2 protein-coding genes are annotated in these 1,223 nt (G+C 23.1%); both read left to right on the top strand.

The window, feature by feature from the left end:
- Positions 1-227: 227 nt before the first annotated feature.
- The gene (locus NL43_RS08475) at positions 228-890 is read left to right on the top strand and encodes a hypothetical protein (protein ID WP_241776247.1); all 663 of its coding nucleotides are present in this window, start codon (positions 228-230) and stop codon (positions 888-890) included.
- Complete coding sequence (locus NL43_RS08065) at positions 841-1,206, top strand: transposase (protein WP_198923200.1); 366 nt, start codon at positions 841-843, stop codon at positions 1,204-1,206. Before NL43_RS08475 ends, NL43_RS08065 begins: the two co-directional genes overlap by 50 nt.
- Positions 1,207-1,223: the final 17 nt, after the last annotated feature.

Raw genomic sequence — 1,223 nt, 5'->3', positions numbered from 1 at the left:
GGCTCTGTTGAAACCCTTATTTTAATAAATTAGAAATCAAAGTTTATACAATTTTACACTTGAAATCATTCAAATTTATTTTTTCTAGAAATTAAATTTTTATCTTTTTTTTATAAAATTAACTTTTTTAAAATAATTTTTTTGGCAAAAATACTAAAATTTAAGAATGAATTTAAAAAATAAGTAATAACAAACTATATTAGTTAAAAAGAGGAATAAATATTAATATGACCTCAAAAATATTAATTCCTCATAATTATTTTTATAATTCATTACAATTAAATCTTTCGGATTTTGGTTTAAGTAATCCTACTGAAAATGGAATATATAGAGCAATGATAAACCCTAAAAGTGGGTTTAATCGCAACAAATTTAAATGTTTTGTGAATTATACTTACTATTATGCACAATTAGTTATTCCAAAATATTATAGCAAATATTCAAACCATATTTATAATAATATTGTTAAATTCACGATAATAGCTGCTAAAATATATAAAAAAGCAACATATAGGGAAATAGAAGATATTATAAATGTATCAGGAGATATTAAAAAGATATTAGGTATATCTAAATCACCTCATTACTCAACATTACAAAAATTCTTTAAAAATATGCCAACAAAGATAATAAATGATATTAATAACTTAATTGTAAGTATATTTGTTGATGAATGCTATATAATTGCTTTAGATGGAACTGGATTCACATCAGATAAAGCAGACAAATATTATGCTAAAATTCGCAAAAAAGAACGCAAAAGTTACATAAAATACCATGTAGCAGTAGATGTAGATACGCGATTAATATTACATATGCAAGCTCAAAGAGGACCAAGACATGATACACAGTTTGCAAAAAGCATGTTTAAGAAGTATAAAACAATATAAACCATATTATATAGTAGCAGACAAAGCATATGATACAGAACCAATACGAAAATTAATAAATGAAGAATTAAACTCATTTGATATAATACCAATCAAACCCAAAGCAAAAACAGGATTATACAGACTTAAAAGTACAACATTATTCAGATATCTAATATATCTAAGACGAAATAATGTAGAAAGTATATTTAGTGTAATAAAACGAAAATTCAATGGAAATAATGGAAGTATAAGTACACAATTACAAAATAAAGAAACAAAATTCAAAGGAATGGTTTATAATATTTATAGATCAATACAATTAATTCAAAAATAAGGGTTTCAACAAAGCCT

This window comes from Methanosphaera sp. WGK6, from assembly GCF_001729965.1.
Taxonomy (GTDB): Archaea; Methanobacteriota; Methanobacteria; order Methanobacteriales; family Methanobacteriaceae; genus Methanosphaera.
The sequence above is the reverse complement of the archived record's forward strand: the minus strand, read 5'-3'. Positions and strand labels throughout refer to the sequence as shown.